Source organism: Croceitalea sp. MTPC5 (assembly GCF_036985505.1).
Taxonomy (GTDB): domain Bacteria; phylum Bacteroidota; class Bacteroidia; order Flavobacteriales; family Flavobacteriaceae; genus Croceitalea.
Window position 1 is genome coordinate 709,624 of the sequence record NZ_BTGQ01000002.1, and the last position, 16,830, is coordinate 726,453.

The window sequence follows — 16,830 nt, forward strand, 5'->3', positions numbered from 1 at the left end:
CATATTTGACCCTACTTAAAAACACAAGAAAAACCGATACCTATGACACCAAGCGAGATTTTCAGTACGGCCAATATGACCGCGATGCCCATGTGGCTATTGTTAATGGCACTCCCAAAATGGAAGGTCACTAGATTCTTGATTGATTACAAAATCGTCCCCTTACTTCTGGCCATTCTTTACGTTGTTTTTATTGTTAGGGCCATACAGATTGGGGGATGGATGGATTTTGGCAGTTTGGATTCCGTAATGGCCTTGTTTACCGAAGAGAACGCCGTCTTAGCAGGATGGATCCATTATCTGGCCTTTGATCTTCTGGTAGGCATGTGGATGGTCAATCAAAATGCAAAACTAAAAATACATCGACTGCTTATGGTACCCTGCCTTTTGGGCACCTTTATGTTCGGCCCCGTGGGGTTTGCCCTTTTCATCATATTAAAAACCATCAAAAAACAACAATCATGAAGTATATCAATCAAATTTTTAAAATCCTCAAAAAAGAAAGTCCGATTCTTTATTCGATTGTGATGCTCTTCTTTAGTGGTGCAGTCGCCTGTCTTGTCGCACTGGCATTTGACGATAGGCAATTAGCGGGGATCAACGTTTGGATCAAACCCTTCAAATTCTTGATTTCCACTGCAATCTATGTAGCGACCGTTGGGTATTTGATTACTTTTTACCCCTATTCGACCCTAAAGAAAAATAGCATTCGTAATATTGTTTCGTGGACCTTATTACTTGAACTCGGCATCATCGTATACCAAGCCGCAAGGGGAGTTCCATCGCATTACAATGGCAGTACCGCTTTTGACGCGATGCTCTTCGCGGGTATGGGTATCCTTATCGGTATCAATGTCTTGATCATGGTACTTTTTATCATTGATACCATTCGATTGAAGCTCGCCTTAGGGCGACCCGTACAGTTTGCGATTTTAATAGGTTGGATCGTTGTGTTCTTTGGAAGTTGGATCGGGGGAACCATGATTTCACAAATGGCCCACAACGTAGGTGTCGCCGACGGAGGTGATGGATTGCCCCTATTGAACTGGAGTACCGTTGCAGGTGATCTGCGTATCGCCCATTTCTTCGGGTTGCATGGCATACAGCTCATTCCTTTATTCGCATTTTGGATCGGCCACAAATGGAATATCAAAAAAAGCCACCAACTGCGTTATATATTGCTATTTGGGTTGTTTTATTCCTCTTGGATCGCATTCACTTTCTATCAAGCGAAAAGTGGTATTCCGTTAATTCGTTTGTAACTTGGTCCTTGATGTTAGTACGATTCGACAAGAAAAAACGCAAACAGTGGATAGGTTTCAACGATACCTGGTTCATGGTCATCGGGGTTATCATTTTGAGTTTTGTCACCGATTACATCTTCAGCAACTCCTTTAGCAGGTATCCCTTTGGGGAGGCCATCTTACGTTGGAGTACATCGCTTTTCTTTTCTATTTTCAACTGGTCCATCATTCGAGAGATGATGATCTGGTTACGAAAAAAATACCCCTTGTTAAAGGATAATAGCAAGCGTATAGCCCTGCTTTTTCTAGCCATAGTAAGCACAGTGATTTTTGTGGATGTTATTGGGGGAAAGCTGATTTCGTGGCTCTGGAACCTCAGTTACAATCCAAGTTCACGGTCTAGGATCATTGTTCCTGTGATTATCATAAGCACCATGATCATGGCCATTTATGAAGCTATTTATTTTTACATCCGTTTAAAAAAAGCTATCCGAGAAGAAGAACGTGCAAAACAAGTCGTGATCCAGACCCAACTGGATACCCTTCGAAACCAAGCACAACCCCATTTTCTGTTCAATACGCTCAATACGCTACGCGATATCATCGAGGAAAACCCCAAGGCAGAGGCCATGGAATTTGTGGATAAAATAGCGGATGTCTACCGTTTTATTCTAGAATCGGGCAACGCCCATGTAATACCCTTGCGCGACGAATTGAAATTTGCCCGTTCGTACCTACATATCCAATCGGAACGGTTTGGCGACAACTTAAAGGTTCATTGGAATCTTACCAATGCTTTTCTTGATCATATGATTGTACCCATGAGCTTGCAACTACTCTTAGAGAATGCCATAAAACATAATACCATTTCAAAAGCAAAACCCTTATGTGTTGAAGTTGCGATTAAAGAAGAGTACTTGACGGTAACCAATCGTATACAGCCCAAATCGACCCAATTGCCCTCAACCAAATTAGGACTCAAAAATATCACGGAACGTTATGCTTTAATATCCCCCAAAGGTTTGGAAATGGAAAGAAAAGATGGCAACTTTAGGGTGGCCCTGCCTTTGTTAAGGCAAATTGATTAAAACCACGATTTTGCAGATACTTATCATAGAAGATGAACCACGCGCCGTTCGACAGTTACGCAATATGTTGAACGCCTGCAATTTTGATTATCAGGTATTGGATGTAATTGATAGCGTAGAAGATGCCATAACATGGTTTAAGACCAATGCAACCCCACAATTGGTATTTATGGACATACAATTGGCCGACGGGCTCAGTTTTGAGATCTTTCAAAAAACCCAGATTACTGCCCCCATCATTTTTACCACCGCATTTGATCAGTATGCCATTCAAGCCTTTAAGGTCAATAGCATTGACTATTTATTAAAACCCATCCGCAAAGAAGACTTAAAGCATGCCTTGGACAAATTTCAAAAAACAAACCAACCGTCCTCCTTGGCGCCTGGGATATTGAAAAAGCTTCTGGGTTCGTTGCAAACCCAAGAATATCGATCGGGAATACTGGTTAAGGATGGCAACGGGTTCGTACAAGTGCAAATGGCGGATATCGTATACTTTTATTCAGAAGACAGTATCACTTTTGCGGTTACCCAAGACAAACGATTTATCGTTGATGAAACCTTAGACCAATTATCAACCACATTGGATCCAAAGATATTTTATCAAATCAACCGCGGACAGGTGATTGCCAAGAAAGCTATTTTGAAAGTGAACCCTTACTTCAACCATCGTTTGAAACTGACGGTTTCGTCACCCAGAAATCAAGAATTTATCGTAAGCCGACCAAAGACCAAAGCGTTTAAAAATTGGCTTAACTTTTAGTTCTAAGGGTTTCCGTAAGGTTTTTAATCAAAATATTTCTGTAGCGTATGAACAGATTAAGGCCTGCCAAATAATCCGGCCGATTTGGGTTCAAAAGCACAAAATCATCAAAATTTCAACCCAAATATTTCCTTTTTAAGGGTGAAAATTCCGCTTCACCTATCTTTTTAATGTACGGGAGGTCAGGCTGTGCTTCATTTGCAGCATAATTAAACATAAAAAAACAATAATGAAAAAATTAGCAAGCCTTTTAGTAATCGCAGGAATTTTATTTTCCTGTTCAGAAGATGATTCCGATGAAATCGTCGTTACCCCTACACCGACACCTCCAGCAGGTTCGGCCAATATCGTCATCAACGAAGTAGCCTATTTAAGTGGCGAAGTGGAACTCACGAATACCGGTGATGCGGTGATGGACGTTAGTGACTACTTTTTATGCCTAGGGCCGGGCACCTATATTCAAGTGGGTGGCATCATCGCCAGTGGCGATGCCAATCTTGCTCCCGGTGCGTTTCTGGTATTGGATTATGATATGCCAAACGCGACCGGTGGCCTAGGCCTTTACCGTAATAATTCTGGCTTTGGCGATGCAGCGAATATTGCTGATTTTGTGCAATGGGGAGATGCGGGAAGCGCTCGGGAAAACGTTGCGGTTGCAGCCGGCATTTGGACGGATGGGGATTTTGTTCCGGTGTTGGGAAATGCAAATAACAGCATCGTTTTTGATGGGAATGGCAATGCCGCTTCCGACTGGGCAGAAACAGCTACAGTTACCCTTGGCGCTGCGAATATTACCACGGCCCCTGAAGCGGAAGTACGTTCCGTAGTCATCAACGAAGTGGAATACTTGGTAAATGATGAGATAGAACTTTACAATAACGGTAACGTAACGGTAGACCTTACCGATTACTGGATGTGCCTAGGCCCTGGGCAGTACTTTAGGATCGGTGACGCGGCCATGACGACTATCGTTTCCGGTTCCACCAACCTTGCCCCTGGGGAGTTCTTGGTCATCACCCCGGCCACCTTACAGGCCGCTGACGATGCAGGTGGACTTGGCCTCTATGCCAACAACGATGGTTTTGGTGACGCCTCGAATATTAGAAGCTTCGTGCAGTGGGGCGCTGCGGGCAACGCCAGGGAGAGCGTCGCCGTGGAAGCCGGTATCTGGAACGCAGGTGGTTTCGTACCAAACGTACCTTCTGGAGGCAGCATCGCGTATGACGGTGAAGGCCTTACTTCCAATGATTGGGACGGCACCGGAACAATTACCCTAGGAGAAGCCAATGTATTTACAGAAACTGAGGTACGTTCCGTAATCATCAACGAAGTGGAGTACTTGGTGAATGATGAGATAGAACTTTACAACAACGGTAACGTAACGGTAGACCTTTCAAACTATTGGATGTGCCTTGGCCCCGGGCAGTACTTTAGAATCGGTGACGCGGCCATGACCACCATTGTTTCCGGTTCCGCAAACCTTGCCCCAGGGGAGTTCTTGGTCATCACCCCGGCCACCTTACAGGCCGCAGACGATGCCGGTGGGCTTGGCCTCTATGCCAACAACGATGGTTTTGGTGACGCGGTAAACATCAGGAGCTTCGTGCAGTGGGGCGCTGCGGGCAATGCCAGGGAGAGCGTCGCCGTTGAGGCCGGTATCTGGAATGCGGGCGGTTTTGTGCCGAATGTGGCCACCGGCAGCAGTATCGCCTATGATGGTGAAGGCCTTACTTCCGATGATTGGGAAGAAGACACTACCCCAAGTTTAGGAAGTGGCAATAATTAGTATCACATCATTTTAGTTTAGTTCATTGTCTAACTCTATTTTGAAGTTGATAAAGCCCGCATAAAATGCGGGCTTTGTTTTTTTACCATTTCAGGTTTAGGAAACCCATCTATAATCCCTCTTCCTGGAATAAAAAGTGATTTTTCTTAACGGGTAATAAACCTTAATCGTATATTTTGAAAATGATTACTTGCCTATGGTATTATCATATAGAAAATGAAAAATTGGTCACCCGTTGCCAAAAAAATGTACATCCCGGAAAAACCGAAGTACATTTTCTTACCATTTTCACTCATTGACTTCCTATGTTTTTTTGTTCCGAAGGCTTACTTTCAGAAACCGGTTTCAACTATTGGGCAGTTTTACACAACATAGCCAAAAGGAAATCCTATTTTTGAGCGTATGAGGTTAAAAAAAATTCATCTGTATAGCTGTTTCTTATTTGGCTTTCTGGTGTGTATGGCACAACAATCAGAGATCGATAGTTTAGAGCAGTTGTTACAACGAAAATCCTTGACCGACACAGCAAAGATCAAGGTGCTATTGCGACTATCTGAGTTTTACGGACAAGTGGATATCAAGGAGAGCCTTTCTTACTCCAAAAAGGCTTTAAAAATGGTAGACGCTACCGAGTCAAGGCAAAACCTGTTTCATTCGTTGATCAGGGTAGGCGTCGCTTTCAGGTTGAATGCATCAAGAGACAGCGCGCTATTTTATCTGCAAAAGGCATCGGATATTGCCATTTCAAACGACAACAAAACCAATCGTTTAAGGGCCAATAAAGAATTATTGGCGCTATATCAAGAAGCCAGGTATTTAGAGGAAGCCCTGAAGTTAAGTATGGTAAACCTTGAAATGACCAAAGACGAACCAGACAGTGCAGAAAAGGGCAAGCAGTATGTTGATTTAGCCAATATTTATCGAAGAATGCGGAAATTTGAGCAAGCCATTACCAACTATGATAAGGGAATTGCCATTTATGATGATGTTGGGGACGAAGGTGGAAAAATGTCAGCGATGGCCCAAGCAGCATATGCCTATATTGGATTAGAGGAATTTGAAAAAGCAAGTAGAAACCTAATGGTATCCCTAGTATATTTTCAAAAAGTGGACCGACTGGCCAGTATTGGTGGAAACTATATTGGTCTAGGGAATATTGAAAGCGTACAAAACCAACATGACAAGGCCGTGCCTTACTATCTAAAGGCAAAGGAGCTCTTTACAAAAACCAAACATTTGGCCCTTATAAAAGATTTGGACCATAAACTATTTATAAGCTACAGTGCGTTGGGCAAGCGAGATTCGGCAAATGCTGCCTACAAACGTTATACTGCACTTAAGGATAGTTTGGATTCAAAAGAACGAAAGCGTCTTCTGGCTGAAATGAAGACCAAATTCGAGACCGAAAAAATAGAAGCGGAAAAGAATACGGCCAAAGCGGAGGCCGCACTGGCCAAGGCCAACAATCGCATCAAGAACTATCTTTTGGTCGGTTTGTTGTTTCTTCTGTTCGCAGTGGCCATTATCTATAATTATTATATCAAAAAAACGAAGGCCCAAAAAAGTGCTGAAGTGGCAGCGGTTGAACTAAAACAAGTACAGAAGCAATTGGCGCTGGAAAAACAGTATCGAGACAGCGAACTAAAGGCCCTGAAAGCACAAATGAATCCGCACTTTATCTTTAATTCCTTGAATTCTATTCAAGAATATGTGGTGTTGAACAAAAAGAAGGAGGCCAGTAGTTATCTACAAAAATTCGCTTCCTTGATCCGTTCCTATCTCGATTTCAGTGAAGTTGGTGCCGTCACCATTAGAGAGGAATATGATACCCTTTCCAAATACCTTGAATTGGAAAAACTCCGGTTTGAAGAGACCTTTTCATACGCAATGGTCATCGAGATCGGTGTGCCCAAATCAGGGAGGATACCGACCATGCTTATACAGCCTTTTGTTGAAAATGCCTTGGTACACGGGTTATTGCATAAAAAGGACCATAGAAAGCTTGACATTGTTTTTGCATTGGTCGATGAAGATAAAATCAAATGTACCATACAAGATAATGGTGTAGGGCGTGAATATACCAAAGAACTCAAAAGAAAGGTTCATGGGTCATTTGCAACAAAGGCAACCAAAGACCGTTTAGAGCTGCTCAACTATAGAAGGGACAAAAAAATAGGGATAGAAATCAATGACCTATACACCGATGGGGGGGTCGCAAACGGCACCAGGGTCGTACTGACCATTCCCCTTTTGAAAACAATTGTATGAAAGCACTTATCATAGACGACGAGGCCAAGGCCAGAAACCTTTTGCGGGTTCTGGTCACCGAGAACTGCCCAAGAATCAAAACGATCTTACAAGCGGATAGTTTGATGGGTGGTGTGGATATCATTAAAAACGAAGCGCCCAATATCGTATTCTTGGATATTGAAATGCCACGCCATTCAGGTCTTGAGATCTTGGATTTCATCAGTAGGGAGGTATCAAACTTTGAAATCATCTTTACCACCGCCTACCGAAAGTACGCATTGGAGGCCTTTCAATTGTCCGCAATCGATTATCTGCTGAAACCCATAGGACCGGAACAGGTCAAAAATGCCGTGGATAGGGCCATTGCCTTTATCGGAAAATCGACCCTCTACGACAAACTTGAAAACCTCAAGGTCTTTCTAGAAGAAAAGCGGTTTGACAAAATAGCCTTACCCGTAAGTGATGGTATTGAATTTGTCTCGTTCAACGATATTATCATGCTCAAAGCGGACAGCATGTATACCACCTTCCATATTAAGGGACACAAAGAAATGGTGGTCAGCAAGCCATTAAAGCATTTTGTGCAACCCCTGCAAAAAGTGCCGAGTTTCTATCGGCCCCACCGTTCTTTTATGATCAATCTCGTGCATTTGAGAAAGTATGTGAAGTCTGATGGGGGTTACATTGAAATGGACGAACAACTTACCGCCTCCATTTCTAGGGACAATAAAGAAGAGTTCCTGAAAATTATCCAAAACATCTAGGGTTTCCAAAAACCTTTAGAAGGGCAAGAACGGCTTAGGGCAGTTCAAAATTACGGTACAGCAATCGTCGCTTTTCAACGGCATGAGTGGGTGTAAGTTTGCTTAGGGAACTCTTATGGTACCACATTATGGTATTGTGGGAGTTTTTTATTGAAAACTAAATTTTAAAACATTAAATCCATGAAAAACTCTTTAAAAGCACTATTGGGTAGCCTAGTCTTACTTTTGGTCTTTGCCTGTAGCCAAGATGATGACAGCCCACAACCCATTGAATTGAACATTGAAGATTTTACCCTTACCGTTCCAGAAGATGTGGACCCAACATCCGTTTTGGGAACATTGGAAGCAAGCACCAGCAGGGGGGAAATCACCTTTAGCTTGACCAATGTTTCTCCTGATGGCGCACTAAAAGTGAATGCCGGTACCGGCGAACTCTCCTTTTTAGAGGCAAGCCTTATCGATTTTGAGACCAATCCGACATTTACGGCCACCGCGGTAGCGACCGTCGAGGGGCAAACGGCAACCTCAACGATCACCATAACCATTACCGATGTCGATGAGACCGTACTAACGGCACAAGACTTTGCAGTGGCTATTGATGAAAATCCCACCATTGGCCAATCCCTCGGAACAATTTCGGCAAGTACCACTTTGGGTGATTTGACATTCGCAATAACACAACAGACACCCGAAGGTGCCATGGCCATAAACGCCGAAACAGGAGAATTAACGGTGGCCAATGCCGCCTTTTTTGATTTTGAGGTCAATCCAACCCTAACAGCGGAAGTTGAAGTGACCGCTAACACAAAATCCGAGACCATTACGGCAACCATTACCCTGCAAGATGTAATGGAAACGGCACCCGGTTCCATTCCATTTATATTTAGGTGGCGTGTAAGTGACGGGGAAAGTATCCGATTACCGCGGGGGAGCGGTTTCACCTATGATTATACCGTTGATTGGGGTGATGGTACCGTAGAGTCCGTCGATGCCAACACTTCGGGCAACGCCCATGTATACACAAACGGTGGTATTTATACTGTTGAGATTACTGGATCGTATCCTTGGGCACCATTCAACAGCCAACAGCTTCAAGATGCCATAAGAAGCGTAGAGCAATGGGGTAACCTTCAATGGGAACTAATGTCCGGGATGTTCAATGGAGCCCGTGATTTTAATATCAATGCAACCGACAGTCCCGACCTTTCTTTGGTGACCGACATGTCTTTCATGTTTCAAGATTGTAGTGTGACGACACCGGATTTTAGCGGTTGGGATACGTCAAACGTGACCAATATGCAGCGCATGTTCAGAAGGGCAAACAATTTCAATGGGGATATTAGCACCTGGAACGTTTCTAATGTAACCAATATGGAAAGTATGTTTATCGATGCCAATAGTTTTAACAACGATATTTCAAATTGGAATACCGAAAAAGTAACCGATATGGAATTGATGTTTTTAGGAGCAAGGTCTTTCAATCAAGATATCAGCAGTTGGAATGTGGGGCAGGTAACCACGATGACAGGAATGTTCAGTGGTGCCCAGGTCTTCAACCAAGACCTTAACGGGTGGGATGTTTCCAATGTGGAAAGCATGGCCGTGATGTTCAGAAATGCAAGTGATTTTAATCAAAACCTTGATAATTGGGATGTGGGCAAGGTTACCAATATGCAAGGTATGTTCAGTGGTGCCGATGATTTTAACGGTAATATCAATAATTGGAACGTCGCCAATGTGACCAGTATGGCTTCCATGTTTGCTGCGGCAGGTGGGAGTGCCAAAGGAAGTGCGGCTAGCGCAACATTCAATCAAGATATCAGTGGGTGGAATGTAGAACAAGTTACTGACATGAGTCGCATGTTTGAAGGCAATGCGGAATTTAATCAGAATATCGGCTCTTGGAATGTAGGCAATGTTCAGAATATGGCCCGAATGTTTGAAAATGTATCATCATTCAACCAAGATATCGGTTCTTGGAATGTGGCGAACGTAACCAACATGAGTAGGATGTTCTTAAATGCCACGGCTTTCAATCAAAATATCAATACATGGAATGTTTCAGCCGTGACCGTGATGGATAGCATGTTCAATGGGGCCGTAACTTTTGACCAACCCCTAGATTCATGGGATGTTCAAAACGTGACCAACATGTCTTTCATGTTTAGAAATGCGAACAGCTTCAATCAAGATGTGGGCAATTGGAACGTGGCCAACGTAAACTTTTTTTCGGCTATGTTCGAAAATGCGTCCAGTTTTAACCAAAACCTAAGGAACTGGCAGTTTACTTCTTTGGCAAATCGCTCGGCCATGCAAAGCATGCTTGATAATTCTGGGTTGAGCACGTTCAATTACGACCTTTTGTTGGACAGCTTGTCCAATCAGGCTAGCAACATGCCCTTGGGTGTCGATTTCAGGGGAACGGGATTGGTATACTGTACCTCAGTTGCTGCGCATGATGCGTTGACAGGTTCCTTCAATTGGACATTTACGGATTCCATTTGCCAACAATAATTCACTATCAACTAAATGATAGGGCAACTTAAAGGTTGCCCTTGCTTAATCAAATGGCAGTAGAAATTGGGATAAGATACTGCCAAACCAAAAACACAATTTTATTTTCAGGAAAATCATGAAACATCTAAAATCAATACTTCTCAGTACCACTTTTTGTATTTGCCTATACACTACGGCCCAAGAAAATCTGTTCACGGCTATTACACCCTATGCAGATGGTAAAATGGAATTTATGACCCTTGACGAATATCGATATAAACACACGTATACGATAGCAAAAAACAAGTTTGGCAGAAATGCTGGTCTGGAAGCCAAAATAGACCATGGCGATGGCAAGATCAAAACCCAGGAATGGCGCCCCTATTTTGACGAATTGGACCATTATACCCACCCAGCGAGGTACATTTACGGCGCTGGCAATAACCAAGCCACAAGCTTCATTTTCGTTGATAAGGTGCTCTATAAGATCTGGTATTGCAGTGAAGGGTGTGAAGACTTTAAAATACAGACCATTTTGGTACCCCTCATCAAAGAGGAAAAAAAGGAGACGGCAGGCAAAGGCAAGAAAAAGAAAAAAGGCGGTTTTATGAACAAGTTGGCGGCAAAGATGGGCAAGGCCATGGGTATGAATGCCCATTACATGGCCCAGAACGATGTGGACCATAAAGCCCGTATCAAAGATTACCTTCAGGCCATGAAAGAGGTGCAGTTAGCAAATCCCTACAATGCCCAAACAAAAGCGGAATTGGCAGAATTGAAGGCAGACAAGGACAAAGAAACCGATGAAATCAACAGGGTGAACGCCGAGTATTATAATTCGGAAGAGTATAGGGAAATCCAGAAACGGGATGCCTTTTTCGCCAACAAAGCCGCTGAAGATGCGAAAACCGAAGTCACCCTAAAAAACCTTACGGGCAAAATAGTGGGTTTTGGTAATGGTACCAATATGACAGGGGGCACGGTAAATCCCGGTGCCATGGTGACCGTATCTTGTGAGGAGGACATTTACCTGTACCAAGTAGCAGGAACTACCTATAAAAAATCAAGATTGGTCAATAGTTCCGGGTCCAATTGCGAAGGGGCCGTTGACGTAAAATAAATGCTGTACAAAAGAGGGTGTATTTCCAGAACACCCTCCTTTGTTTTTTATTTCTGGCCCTCCTCAGTTTACATTTTCGCATAAGAGCATATATTGCCCAGGTGTTATCCCTTCTACAAATACATTTTGATAACCACTTCCATTGAATTGCTGGGCAAAGGTTGCATGATGAAAGCTACAGTTGCCATCCCTTCGCTTCATCACAATAACCCCTGAAATTCTTCTGCCTAACTGAACGCCTGTCAATGAATTTCGATAAATGTTCCAATCGTTTCCCATAAAATAGGCATTGATCACCGTTTCTTCCCAACCATACTGATTTGCCCAACTTTTTGCGGCAGTCAATGCCTGTTTTTCAAGTGCTAGGTTCGAAAAGCCTTTTGAGAGTAACCTCCTGTCCTTGATTTCCGCTTTTTCCTTTTGCGCATATTGTGTTTCGCGATACTGTTTTGCTTTTAATGACCAATCCTGGAGTTTGGCATCTATGGCATCCTGTGCATTTTTATTGACTAAAAGTTCACGTATTTTTTGTTGGTCTTTATGGTAATAATTGAACTTTTCTTGCTCCCCCCAAATAGATTTACCCAAATCATGGCCATGGCCATACTTGGCCCAAATGATGGATTCTGGCCCCTCGATAAACACATGTTCCCTTCTGTTGTTATGTTCACTGAATACCTTTACCCCAAGTAGTTTGCTCAACTCTTCAAAGTGATGGAACGTTGTTGACCCAATGTTCACCAACTTTTCTGAGATAGTTATTGATGACACATTCGAGGGTTGTAAAGCGGAATAGTAACGATTGTCACCTTTATCCATTTTGTCGTTGGATACTTCACCATGCATTATCCGTTTTGATAGCGTAATGGCCCATTGCTCCACAATATCCTTGGTCATGTTTTTTACTTTGGACCTTTCTTTGCTAAAGAAATTTGAATACTGGAACGTTTGCCACACACCCTCTCCCAAACCTACAAGGGGGGATTTAGGCGCTACAGCAATATAGCTGTTGCCATCATAAGGAATAACATAGATTCCTGAAACTCCATACACCTCCATCGAAGCAGCCTTGCTAGCACTGGCATTGTAAGTATACACTGCCGGCATACATTGCGCGCATGAGGCCATAGCCAAGACTTTGGTGCCATTGTTCTCACCCAATTGCAGGATCTGCTCGTTCTTTCCATCCCTACTTGGTTCCATTAAAAAGTAGTAGGATTGGGACATTAAAAGCAAGGGAAAAAGGAACAAAAGAATAAAAGATTGGATTTTAAATACTGTTTTCATGTTTTTAGTTTTCGTTAAAATCATCATTGAATGCTATCGACATTATAAAAACTGCTGGATGGACGTTGTCAGCTTCCCATGGGTATAAATTTCTAGGATGGATTATACCCATTAATTTCCCGCAGCTACAAAAAACATAAAATCGGATTCTTAGTGAAGATATTTTTGTAATCACAACGACAGCTTGTTTTACCCTCCCTTGGTTGAAAGGAAACACTACATATTGGGAAAGCATTTTGCTCAAAAAGCCCATAATCGATTGAAATGAGGTCTCACGCTGCAAGTACTAAATCCGTATCCTAAAACTTTCGTCACGCCCAAAAGTTCCACACCAAAATGCCCTATCGGATTAGTGTTGGTGCGTAGGTTCCTTTCCATTTCAGTGTCACGTTGGGCAAGCACCCTTGACCGCCCGAAGCAAAAGCATAAGTCTAGTATACCACTTGTTGTGACCAGTACCGGCGTGGTGGTCAATTGCCATTGGTTATTGACCTGTGATAGCCTATTTTTTCATTTGCCAGTCGTTATCCGTGAAGTTCGGATTGATACGGTATTGGGTATACCTCACCACGGTGTTTCCATCCTTACCTTCGGTAGTTTCCGTAAAGGGCAACAAAAGGTCAGCATCCTTTTTTAAGTTGGAATAATAGGTGATTTCACTTTTGCCATTTTTGGGCACCATAGCGGCTACCAGCACCTTATCTTTTTTGTCCACTACATATCCCATTTTATGTGTTCCCATTTGTGCCAATACCAGAAGAAGGTCATCTTTGGTTTCAACAACATCCCTAATTTTTAGTTCGTTCAAAATCAGATCTCTTAAGCCAAAAAGTCCGGTATAAAACGTCATGCGTAATTCCTCTTTACGATCTTTGGAAAGTGATGTGGTCACATTGTTTTGATGCACCCATCCTTCATTACCTTCAAGTTGTTCCACATAGTTGAAACCTGGCGATGTGGATTCCAATCGTAAATACGATCTTTCAAAATCCATCGAGACCTTAAAAGAGAGTCCTGAAAATACGATATCCGCCTCCATTGTTTTTAGTCGGTCAAGGGCCTGGCCACCATGTACAAGTTTTGCATCCCTTAAGATTTGCATTCCTTTCTGTTCCACGGATTTGACATCTCGATTCGTCACTTCCTTGGAGGTCTTGACGGTACTATTTTGAGTTGTGCTTTCTTCCTCTTCCATACCAGAGAAAAAAATCGAACCGTTGATGGCCGTCATAAAAACCCCTTCATCGCCATCATCTGGGCGGCTATAGAAAAAACTGCTTTTCGTTATGGTACCATCATCATATTTTAGTGTAAGCAAACCCTGTTCCATGGTATACTTGCCTTTTCCCGAGCTTTCGCTCCCGCTTCCGCCCCCAACATTTTTACCACTTAAGAAAACCCCACTGGAAGTACTCCGGTCAAAAGTACCGTTCTTATAAAAGTTATAGCCCTTGTTCTTTTGTGTACCCACATAGACCGAACCCGTTCCCATACCACCGGAACTGGAAGCTTTACTGAATTCATAAAATCCTTCAGGTATTGTATTGGCGATCTTCATTTTCACCATCTGGGCCCCTTTATAGAAAATCAACCTATTCCCTTTTTTACTCCGTTTAAAGAAAATGGTATCGTTTTCTTCTGCACCATCCGAATACTCCATGACAATCTTATCATTGGTTCTCTTATAACGGCCGTCAATCTTGGCTTGCCAATCAGCATCTTCCAAACGGTCGCAAAAAGTACCATCACTCCGGAACAGCACCACTAGATCGTAACTGGACATTTGTAATCCCCAAGTAAAGCCCCTTCCTCCATAAACCACATCGGTTTTTAGTTTTTGGGAATGCAAGGGATTCACAAAAAAGAACAAAAGTCCTATTGATAAAACGGAAAATACTGTAACGTTATACTTTTTCATGGAGTTGCAATTGATATGATTTTCCTTATAACCAGTTCTAATGGTGATGACTCTTTACCTTCTCAATGGATGCTATCGTAATACACCTCAATGTAATAACTTTCCTATGCAATTAAAATATCACAATGTATTATTTCAAAAAAAATTAGGACTAAACGATTGCTTCCTTGTTTCCCTCGAAAGTTGCCACAAAGGGTGTCCCTGCAAGAAGACAAACCCTGCCGCTAACCTTATTGGCAAGCTATTTTTTAATTTCTTTCCAAAAAAGCAAGCTTGTGACCTCCTGAAACTAAAAAACCCTTCACTTTCGTGAAGGGTTTTATTGCTTGCGGTCTGGACGGCCCCGAAGCTTCGAGGGAACTTTTCTTGAAAACCTTTTTTAGGTAATCCTTTGCCGGGCTGGGACTATTGGTTTAGATATGTTGATGCCAACGGGAAGATGGCTATGAGTGTATAGGAATTTTTTTAATTCAATTTGTTAGAATTATTTCTATCCCTTTAAATTTCTACTGAGCAATAAAAAACCACCTTATTTGTGTTAAAGTGTGTTAGATAACTCCCTAAATGAGAAAGTCTGCAATTTTGAAAACAAAAAAAGGCTTCGAGAAATCGAAGCCCTTTATTTACTAATCGGTTTGGACGGGACTCGAACTTTTCATTGAAATGCCCGGTATATAAGGCCTACCAAAGGGTCGTTTTTTGGACTCACCGCGCGGCTCACCTTTTAACAAAGTTTAACAATTTATGTGTTGAGTTTAATTCAAATTGAGGTTAAAACTATTCTTATTTTGAACCTCCCATAAACTTTTCTAATGCGCTTCCTCCGGGCATTGATGGGGTAGAATCATCTTTTAACAAACCTGAATCTGCTCTACTAAACAATGATTGCATAATTAAATGTCTTTCGGTTTCATCTATATTCTTCTCTTTTTTCAAAGCTAAGTATACGTAGGCCAGTTGTTCTCTTTCTTCTGCATCTCGTGTCAAGTGATAAGCACTAAACATCAGCTTTGCAAAAGTTCTTACCCCATATGCCAAGAACGAAACAAAGGTTATGAATACAATGGACCACCTAATTGCACTTCCAGTACTTTCAAAGAGCTCTTTTAAGGTGCCGTCCGAAATGAAGTACAATACTACCCCTAATGATAAGATGGCAATAACTGTAAAACCAATTAACCATCCCAGCCAGGTATTCCCTTGCCGTCTCAGTTTTTCAGCTCTTTGATTCCAATATGTAGCCGGAGCTTCTAATTTTAGTTTTTCTGTATAAAGCTTTTCTAATTCTTTAAACGCTGTTTCTGAATCATCTAAAAAAACGTTGAACTTATCTTGATTTTGCTGCTTCCAACTGTCATATTGAAATTTTCTTAACCTTAAGAGTCTTGAAAACGCATTCTCTTTTTGTTTGTATAAAACTTTTTTTTCGGAAATATGATCATCTACGTTTTTGTCATTTTGTTCAAGATTTTTTAAATATTCTGAACGGATTCTCCCTAAGGTCTTTCTTTCATTAGTTCTACGTTTAACGGCTTCAAGATCTTGTGTGTAAAATTCGCAAGCCCTTTGCCATCCTGTGAAATAATTTCGATCATTGATGTTGTATTTAAATTGTTGATTAGTAAGAAAATCATAGGCCCCATCGACTGCTCCTTTGAATTGAGAATCCAAATCAATTAAGAAAGATGTGACTTCAGAGTCTTTATTGAAAATTGCTAGACGATTGTAAACCCCTTGACCACATTGCGATTGAATATTATTCCACTTGTATTGATCGAAGTGTTTAGTTCTTGCCAATTCTTCTACAAAACTTCGAATTTGGCTAGCACATAATTCAAAATGGGTCTTTGAATTTTTCAACTTTTCAGGAAGCGATTCTAATTTGGAGAAAAAAGAGTTTTCCTTATAAAAAAATTGATAAATGATATCCAATCCTTTAAGCTCTATTTCAAAATTTGCACTAGAGTAATTGATATTTACCACTAAAGAATCTGCTTTTTCTTTTTGTTCAGAGTCCCGGATTAATTTTCTAAGTTCACTTACTTTCATTTTTGACAGCCAATACTTCCTTTTTTATTTTCTTCTATCCTATTTGATACTGTAGGGCTCAATTG

The 16,830-nt window shown here is 41.9% G+C and carries 12 protein-coding genes; 9 read left to right on the forward strand and 3 right to left on the reverse strand.

Going from position 1 to position 16,830, the window contains the following annotated elements; all coding sequences use genetic code 11:
• Nucleotides 1-42 precede the first annotated feature (42 nt).
• The 9 genes from AACM45_RS08275 (at nucleotide 43) to AACM45_RS08315 (ending at nucleotide 11,511) form a co-directional block, all read left to right on the forward strand.
• Nucleotides 43-465, forward strand: coding sequence for an ABA4-like family protein (locus AACM45_RS08275; protein ID WP_339141971.1), 423 nt, complete (start codon nucleotides 43-45; stop codon nucleotides 463-465).
• Entirely contained in the window at nucleotides 462-1,262 is an 801-nt protein-coding gene (locus AACM45_RS08280) for a hypothetical protein (protein ID WP_339141972.1), read from the forward strand. The genes AACM45_RS08275 and AACM45_RS08280 overlap by 4 nt, the downstream gene beginning before the upstream one ends.
• Nucleotides 1,263-1,273: 11 nt before the next feature.
• Nucleotides 1,274-2,332: a sensor histidine kinase gene (locus AACM45_RS08285; RefSeq protein WP_339141973.1), complete on the forward strand. Its 1,059-nt coding sequence runs from the start codon at nucleotides 1,274-1,276 to the stop codon at nucleotides 2,330-2,332.
• Nucleotides 2,333-2,342: 10 nt separating this feature from the next.
• Nucleotides 2,343-3,095 (forward strand): LytR/AlgR family response regulator transcription factor, encoded by a 753-nt coding sequence (locus AACM45_RS08290; protein ID WP_339141975.1) that lies wholly within the window; start codon nucleotides 2,343-2,345, stop codon nucleotides 3,093-3,095.
• A gap of 229 nt (nucleotides 3,096-3,324) precedes the next feature.
• Complete coding sequence (locus AACM45_RS08295; RefSeq protein WP_339141976.1) at nucleotides 3,325-4,881, forward strand: hypothetical protein; 1,557 nt, start codon at nucleotides 3,325-3,327, stop codon at nucleotides 4,879-4,881.
• A gap of 459 nt (nucleotides 4,882-5,340) precedes the next feature.
• The gene (locus AACM45_RS08300) at nucleotides 5,341-7,149 is read left to right on the forward strand and encodes a tetratricopeptide repeat-containing sensor histidine kinase (RefSeq protein ID WP_339141978.1); all 1,809 of its coding nucleotides are present in this window, start codon (nucleotides 5,341-5,343) and stop codon (nucleotides 7,147-7,149) included.
• Complete coding sequence (locus tag AACM45_RS08305; RefSeq protein ID WP_339141979.1) at nucleotides 7,146-7,895, forward strand: LytR/AlgR family response regulator transcription factor; 750 nt, start codon at nucleotides 7,146-7,148, stop codon at nucleotides 7,893-7,895. The genes AACM45_RS08300 and AACM45_RS08305 overlap by 4 nt, the downstream gene beginning before the upstream one ends.
• 180 nt (nucleotides 7,896-8,075) lie before the next feature.
• The gene (locus AACM45_RS08310) at nucleotides 8,076-10,409 is read left to right on the forward strand and encodes a BspA family leucine-rich repeat surface protein (protein WP_339141981.1); all 2,334 of its coding nucleotides are present in this window, start codon (nucleotides 8,076-8,078) and stop codon (nucleotides 10,407-10,409) included.
• Nucleotides 10,410-10,527: 118 nt separating this feature from the next.
• A complete protein-coding gene (locus AACM45_RS08315; RefSeq protein WP_339141982.1) occupies nucleotides 10,528-11,511 on the forward strand; it encodes a hypothetical protein in 984 nt (327 codons plus the stop codon).
• Nucleotides 11,512-11,574: 63 nt separating this feature from the next.
• On the opposite strand, the gene AACM45_RS08320 is transcribed toward AACM45_RS08315, so the two are convergent.
• The 3 genes from AACM45_RS08320 to AACM45_RS08330 form a co-directional block, all read right to left on the reverse strand.
• The gene (locus AACM45_RS08320; RefSeq protein ID WP_339141983.1) at nucleotides 11,575-12,798 is read right to left on the reverse strand and encodes a hypothetical protein; all 1,224 of its coding nucleotides are present in this window, start codon (nucleotides 12,796-12,798) and stop codon (nucleotides 11,575-11,577) included.
• Nucleotides 12,799-13,300: 502 nt separating this feature from the next.
• Nucleotides 13,301-14,716, reverse strand: coding sequence for a hypothetical protein (locus AACM45_RS08325; protein WP_339141984.1), 1,416 nt, complete (start codon nucleotides 14,714-14,716; stop codon nucleotides 13,301-13,303).
• Between the two features lie 783 nt (nucleotides 14,717-15,499).
• A complete protein-coding gene (locus AACM45_RS08330; RefSeq protein ID WP_339141985.1) occupies nucleotides 15,500-16,765 on the reverse strand; it encodes a DUF6161 domain-containing protein in 1,266 nt (421 codons plus the stop codon).
• Nucleotides 16,766-16,830 lie beyond the last annotated feature (65 nt).